This is a genomic window from Enterococcus raffinosus, assembly GCF_001886185.1.
Taxonomy (GTDB): Bacteria; Bacillota; Bacilli; order Lactobacillales; family Enterococcaceae; genus Enterococcus_A; species Enterococcus_A raffinosus.
In genome coordinates, this window is the sequence record NZ_JXLA01000070.1 from 1 (window position 1) to 6,439 (window position 6,439).

The following is a 6,439-nucleotide window of genomic DNA, read 5'->3' on the forward strand; positions in this document are numbered from 1 at the left end:
AACACGGGTTCGAGTCCCGTACGGGTCATCCTGAGACGTTCTTGGACGTCTCTTTTTTTTATGTCGAAAATGATTTTTCATAAGTTTTCAGATTTATTGATGGTTTTATTAGTGACAGCTGCTATTTTTCTGTTATAATCGAGTCGTTGCAAGTTCCCGATAGGCTCTGGAAAGGCCCAGAGATTCCTTGTAACCGAATAAAAATTAGGGGGAATATTTATAATGGAAGAACGTCGTTTATTTACATCTGAATCAGTTTCAGAAGGACATCCGGATAAGGTTGCTGACCAAATCAGTGACGCTATTTTGGATGCTATTTTGGAAAAGGATCCGAAAGCCAGAGTTGCATGTGAGACTTCAGTGACGACTGGGCTTGTTTTAGTTTTTGGAGAAATTTCTACTACGGCTTATGTAGATATCCAAAAGGTTGTTCGTGAAACAATTAAACGCATTGGCTATACTGAATCAAGATTTGGGTTTGATGGAGACAATGTAGCTGTATTAGTAGCAATTGATGAACAATCACCTGATATCGCTCAGGGCGTGGATGATGCATTGGAGACTCGTGGGAAAGAAGAATTATTAGATGACATCGGTGCTGGAGACCAAGGTTTGATGTTTGGTTTTGCAGTGAACGAGACACCTGAGTTAATGCCATTGCCTATTTCATTGAGTCATCACTTAGTAAAACGTTTGGCAGATTTGCGTAAATCTGGTGAAGTGGCTTATTTTGGTCCAGATGCGAAATCGCAAGTAACAGTAGAATATGATGAAAATGGGAAACCATTGCGTGTGGATACCGTTGTCATTAGTACACAGCACAATGATGCGGTTGATAATGAAACGATCCAAAAAGACGTAATGGAAAAAGTGATCAAACACGAAATCCCTACTGAATTATTAGATGAGAAAACAAAATATTTTATTAATCCAACAGGACGCTTTGTAATCGGCGGTCCACAAGGAGATGCCGGTTTGACTGGACGTAAAATCATCGTTGATACTTATGGTGGTTATTCACGTCATGGCGGGGGTGCTTTTTCTGGTAAGGACGCAACAAAAGTTGACCGCTCAGCTTCGTACGCTGCACGTTATATTGCCAAAAATATTGTTGCTGCCGGCTTAGCTGAAAAAGTAGAAGTGCAGCTTGCTTACGCGATTGGTGTGGCTCAACCGGTGTCTATTTCAGTAAATACCTTTGGAACGGCAAAAGTTTCTGAAGAAGCATTGATCGGTGCAATTCGAGAAAACTTTGATCTACGCCCAGCTGGAATTATTGAGATGCTTGATCTTCTACGTCCAATTTACAGCGATACGGCAGCGTATGGTCATTTTGGTCGTACGGATGTCGATCTGCCTTGGGAACATCTAGATAAAGTAGATGCATTGAAAAAAAGTTTGAATTTAGTATAAATCGTACAGACATAAATTATTTATGGAGTTCACGAGGCGGTTTCTATTGGTCATGTCGTTGATCAATGGGACCGTCTCTTTTTATTTAGTTATTGAGTAGGAATATGGAGGGTAAGATGAAGAGAAAAACAAATGTAAAGGTTGTAACAGCTGGGATTTTCATCGCGACATTTATGTCAGCGATTGAAGGGACGATCGTAACGACAGCGATGCCGACGATTGTAGGAAGTTTGCATGGTATTGAAATCATGAATTGGGTCTTTTCGATTTATTTATTAACCAATGCTATGATAACACCGATTTACGGGAAATTAGCGGATAAGATTGGAAGAAAACCGATTTTTATTATAGGTATATTGTTATTTGTATTAGGATCTGCGTTGTGTGGAATGTCGAATGAGATGCTGACGCTGATCATTGCTCGGGGAATTCAAGGAATCGGTGCTGGCGCAATTATGCCGGTATCCTTAACAATTATTGCGGATCTATATGATATTGAAAAGCGAGCAAAAGTACTAGGGCTGACGAGTGCGGCTTGGGGTGTTGCGAGTGTATTTGGTCCTCTTGCAGGTGGACTCATCGTGGATACGATTGGTTGGCACTGGATATTTTTTATTAATGTACCGATCGGATTAGGATTGATTGCTCTCTTGCAATATTTCTTTGTAGAAGAAAAGAAGACACATGAAGCGAAAAAGATGGATATCTTTGGTAGTCTATTCTTAATGTTAACCTTAGTTAGTCTTTTGTTAGGATTCCAGCTTTTGGGAGATGAAGGGATAACTGTTATGGTATTAGCTTTGTTTATCGTGAGTCTGCTTTCATTAGGGTTATTTATTCGTACCGAAAAACGGGCCGAAGATCCGGTGATCAATTTAGAATTGTTTCGGAATCGAACGTTTGCCAGTGTAAATATTGTAGCTGCTTTAATCAGTGGCTTTTTGATGGGGCTGGATGTCTATATACCAATGTGGATGCAGGGAGTTCTAGGAAAACCGGCTGGAATCGGAGGACTAGTATTGGCTCCCATGTCGATTGTCTGGATGTACGGGTCCTTTTTATCTGGTCAATTATTGCGTAAGTATCCGGCAAAATGGATTATCGTCAGCGGTTTGATGATTATTTTAGCTGGTGGAGGCACTCTTTTAGCGTTGCCGCAGCAGAGTCCCTTTTGGCTGTTCTTCATCATTATGGGGGTCTTAGGAATCGGATACGGCCTGTCTGTTACTACGACGACCGTGGAGGCACAAGCCAGTGTTCCTAAAGAAGAAATTGGTGTAGCCACTTCATTTAATACCTTGTCTCGTACGATCGGTCAGACTGTGATGGTTTCACTTTTTGGCATCATTTTGAATATCGCAAACGGACGACAACTGACGAGGGCAGGAATTGCGGATTTGGATGTGATGAATCGATTAATTAATCCTCACACAGCATTACAGATTGAAGAAAGTTTACGAATAGAATTACGAAAAATTCTGTTTGATAGTTTACATTGGATCTATTTTGCTGGTTTGTTGTTGATCATAGCGGCTTTGATTTTTAGTTTTATGGTTGGCAAACAAAGCAAAAGTGTTAAACTAAACGAAGAATAGAAGAAGTGGAGGATTGAACTGAATGGCTTTTTTACAGGCAAATGTGTATTCGAACGTTTTGCAAATGGAAGTGGCGATGAATGTGATCTTGCCGCAAACCACTCATAAAAAAATTGGAACTGAAACAGCAGGAGTAACGGAAGATGTGCCTGTATTGTATCTTTTGCATGGAATGGGTGGAAATCATAGTGTGTGGGAACGACGCACCTCTATTGAACGATATGTGGCTGACTATAAGATGGCCGTGGTCATGCCTTCGACAGATTTAGGTTTTTATACAGATACGACTTATGATATGAATTATTGGACCTTTGTTTCCGAAGAGCTGCCAACCATCGTCCATGAATTATTTCCTCAGATTACACATAAGCGAGAAAAAACCTTTGCGGCAGGCTTATCAATGGGTGGCTATGGCGCGTTGAAGCTTGGCCTATCAAAACCAGAGAATTTTGCCGCGGTAGCTTCTTTATCAGGTGCCGTGGTTTTGGCTGATGTGGAAAGTTTACTACTGGTGAGAAATGAAGCCTACTGGCAAGGAATCTTTGGTCCATTAGATCAAATTCAGGGTTCTGTGAATGATCCGGTTCGTTTATTGAATGAATTAGTAGATAGTGGAACATCAGCACCGCGCTTTTTCTTGGCTTGTGGAACAGAAGATGATTTGTATCCAGCTAGTCAATACATGGCACATAAAATGAAGCAAAAAAATCTTGATGTGACCTTTGAAGAGGGACCTGGAAAACATGATTGGGTATTTTGGGATGCTTGGATCAAACGTGTTTTGGAATGGTTCAACGAAAAGAGCGACTGATTTCTTGTCAGTCGCTCTTTTTTTCTACACACAATAAGATGGGAGGATTATTTTTTTGATTAATAAATTGATAGTTCAGAACACTGAATTTTTCTTGCGGCAGGGCTTGGCAAAAATGCAGCACCTCATTTTTTTCAGCTTCACCGCCCTCATGACCATAATAAATGACGACAATCACTCGCCCACCTATGGTCAATCGTTTCAAAATCGCTGACATGGCCTGTTTAGTGGTCTCAGGCAGAGTAATGATGTGCTTGTCACTTTTTGGTAAGTAGCCAAGATTAAAAATGGCTGCTTGAATTGGTTGATCCACCGCGATTTTTTCTTCAATCGTTTCATGGCCTGCAAGAAAAAGTGTCGCACGATCTGTATAGTCCGCTAATTTTTCACGGGTATTTTGGAGTGCTTGCTTTTGAATATCAAAGGCATAAACATGTCCGGTTGATCCAACTAGTTCAGCTAAAAAAAGTGTATCGTTCCCGTTTCCCATTGTGGCATCAATAACATAATCGCCTTCTGAAATTATTTCCTTTAGCAATTGGTGACTATAACGCAGAGCCGTTAGCAACATGAATAAAGTCCTTTCTTAGAGCAAATTTTCCCTGATAAGAGTCGCGGCGAATCAATTCTTGATCAATCGCATTTAACACTTCCCATTTTTTTAAGCTCCACATAGGTCCAATCAATGAGTCCCAGGGAGCATCACCTGTCAAACGATGAATGATAATGTCTTGCGGAATCATTTCTAATTGGTCACAGATGACAGACACATAGTCGTCCTTACTCATTAATTGCAATCGACCTTCGGCATAATCTCTTAGCATTTTTGTATTACGCATTAAGTGTAGTAAATGCAGCTTTATTCCTTGAATGTCAGAGTCTAAAATTGTACGGCGAACATTTTCCCGCATCATGTCTAATGATTCGCCAGGTAGACCGTTGATTAAATGGGTGCAGACATTGATGTTGTGTTTCCGCAGACGTGCTACGGCGTCAACATAGGTTGGATAATCATGGGCACGATTGATTTTTTCGCTGGTAGATTCATAAGTGGTTTGTAACCCTAGCTCTACCCATAGATAAAGACGTTGATTAAGTTCAGCTAAATAATCAACGACCTCTGGCGGCAGACAATCTGGCCGGGTACCCACGGACAAACCTACGACACCAGGAAGATTAACGACTTGCTCGAAACGTTCACGAATAACCTCTACTGGGGCATGTGTATTCGTAAAGTTTTGAAAGTAGACGATGTATTGCTCCACATGGGGCCATTTTTGATGCATCATATCGATTTCTTTATGAAATTGCTGCGGCAGCGGATCACTAGGTGCGACAATCATATCGCCGGAACCTGAAACACTGCAAAAGGTACAGCCGCCGTGTGCGACCGTTCCGTCTCGGTTTGGACAGTCAAAGCCGCCATCAACAGGGACCTTGAAAATTTTCCCGCCGAATTGCTGCCGTAGGGCATAATTCCATGAATGATAGCGTTTGGCTTCATCGTCACTATATTGAAAAATCATTTTTTCCTCCTAATTGCTTTTAGATCATAAGCTAATTTCTTCTGCTTGTAATAAGGATAAGTAAATAGCAACCAGCTGCTGCCGAAAAGGACACCTGCGAGCACATCACTCGGATAATGGACACCAAGATAGATACGACTCACCACAATGCTGAAGATCAATAAACCGACAATGATCTGAGCAATTAGCCGCGGTGTTTTTTCTTTAAAGAACAGAGCCATAACAAAAATTAGGGTGCCGTAAAGTAATGTACTAGCTGTCGCATGTCCGCTTGGAAAGCTAAAGCTATGTTCCGTTACCATATGTGGCAAAATGGTTGGCCGAGCACGGTGGAAAAACAGCTTGAGCAAATGATTGCCGATACCACTGACTAGCGCCATACTGATTGCTAACCAAAGTGCTGTAATCTTTTGTTTATTAAAATAGAATAAGCCGACGAACACAATGGACAGGAGAATGACGGTGATCGGATTCGCGAATTTTGTTACCCATAAAAAATAGCCGTTCATTTGAGGCGATAATTGATGGACTGCATGAATGATTCCTCGGTCAAAACCCGATAATGTATCAGGGTAAAAGCGTACAATGTAACACATTGCCGCAAAAAATAGCAAAGTGAAACTACCGATTAATTGGTAAATGGATTTGTTTTTCATTATATTTTCTAATTCACCCTTTCTAAACAGAAGTATTATATCATGTTTCGCTAAAGGGACAATTTTTTCGAGAAATTCTTAAGGGGAATTCAATTGAATAATATTTTGGAATCTGCTAAGATGAAACTACTTTGAATAGTTGCTGCCCGGAAGAGGAGTAGTAGAAAAGGATCGCATTTCAGAGAGCGCACGGTGCTGTGAGTGTGCATGTGAGCCATTCGAACTTACCTTGGAGCATGATCATTTGATCCGGTTAAAGACCGTTATTTCTTTTGAGGTCTGTCTTTTGGCAGATGAAAATAGGTGGTACCACGTTGATAACGTCCTATGAGAGTTCTTTCTGAGCTTTCGTAGGACTTTTTTGCTAGTCCAACTTTTCGCAGTTATTCAAAGCATGAGAACGATTAACATCTTTAGCCATGTTATCAGTACAAGGTA

The 6,439-nt window shown here is 40.9% G+C and carries 6 protein-coding genes, 1 riboswitch and 1 other annotated feature; of the genes, 3 read left to right on the forward strand and 3 right to left on the reverse strand.

Annotated elements, in window-relative coordinates; all coding sequences use genetic code 11:
- Positions 1-141: 141 nt before the first annotated feature.
- A riboswitch (SMK box riboswitch) is annotated at positions 142-225 on the forward strand.
- The 3 genes from metK to RV13_RS19870 all read left to right on the forward strand — a co-directional run bounded on the left by metK (position 223) and on the right by RV13_RS19870 (position 3,819).
- A complete protein-coding gene (metK, locus tag RV13_RS19860) occupies positions 223-1,413 on the forward strand; it encodes a methionine adenosyltransferase (RefSeq protein ID WP_010745341.1) in 1,191 nt (396 codons plus the stop codon). Its footprint overlaps the riboswitch before it by 3 nt.
- A 116-nt stretch (positions 1,414-1,529) precedes the next feature.
- The gene (locus RV13_RS19865) at positions 1,530-3,008 is read left to right on the forward strand and encodes an MDR family MFS transporter (protein ID WP_010745342.1); all 1,479 of its coding nucleotides are present in this window, start codon (positions 1,530-1,532) and stop codon (positions 3,006-3,008) included.
- 22 nt (positions 3,009-3,030) lie between these two features.
- Positions 3,031-3,819, forward strand: a complete 789-nt coding sequence (locus tag RV13_RS19870; RefSeq protein ID WP_010745343.1) for an alpha/beta hydrolase — start codon at positions 3,031-3,033, stop codon at positions 3,817-3,819.
- Positions 3,820-3,826: 7 nt separating this feature from the next.
- On the opposite strand, the gene mnmM is transcribed toward RV13_RS19870, so the two are convergent.
- The 3 genes from mnmM to RV13_RS19885 are packed head-to-tail and all read right to left on the reverse strand — an operon-like array spanning position 3,827 to position 6,001.
- The gene (mnmM, locus tag RV13_RS19875; RefSeq protein WP_010745344.1) at positions 3,827-4,390 is read right to left on the reverse strand and encodes a tRNA 5-(aminomethyl)-2-thiouridylate-methyltransferase MnmM; all 564 of its coding nucleotides are present in this window, start codon (positions 4,388-4,390) and stop codon (positions 3,827-3,829) included.
- Positions 4,365-5,345, reverse strand: coding sequence for a tRNA modification radical SAM protein MnmL/YtqA (gene mnmL / locus RV13_RS19880; protein WP_010745345.1), 981 nt, complete (start codon positions 5,343-5,345; stop codon positions 4,365-4,367). Before mnmL ends, mnmM begins: the two co-directional genes overlap by 26 nt.
- Positions 5,342-6,001, reverse strand: coding sequence for a phosphatase PAP2 family protein (locus tag RV13_RS19885; RefSeq protein ID WP_010745346.1), 660 nt, complete (start codon positions 5,999-6,001; stop codon positions 5,342-5,344). The genes mnmL and RV13_RS19885 overlap by 4 nt, the downstream gene beginning before the upstream one ends.
- 138 nt (positions 6,002-6,139) lie before the next feature.
- Positions 6,140-6,332, forward strand: a binding site (T-box leader).
- Positions 6,333-6,439: the final 107 nt, after the last annotated feature.

Excerpts from the sequence above, each read along its gene's own strand:
- RV13_RS19865 (WP_010745342.1), top strand. The coding sequence starts at position 1,530 with ATGAAGAGAAAAACAAATGTAAAGGTTGTAACAGCTGGGATTTTCATC.
- RV13_RS19885 (WP_010745346.1), bottom strand. The coding sequence starts at position 6,001 with ATGAAAAACAAATCCATTTACCAATTAATCGGTAGTTTCACTTTGCTA.
- metK (WP_010745341.1), top strand. The coding sequence starts at position 223 with ATGGAAGAACGTCGTTTATTTACATCTGAATCAGTTTCAGAAGGACAT.
- RV13_RS19870 (WP_010745343.1), top strand. The coding sequence starts at position 3,031 with ATGGCTTTTTTACAGGCAAATGTGTATTCGAACGTTTTGCAAATGGAA.
- mnmL (WP_010745345.1), bottom strand. The coding sequence starts at position 5,345 with ATGATTTTTCAATATAGTGACGATGAAGCCAAACGCTATCATTCATGG.
- mnmM (WP_010745344.1), bottom strand. The coding sequence starts at position 4,390 with ATGTTGCTAACGGCTCTGCGTTATAGTCACCAATTGCTAAAGGAAATA.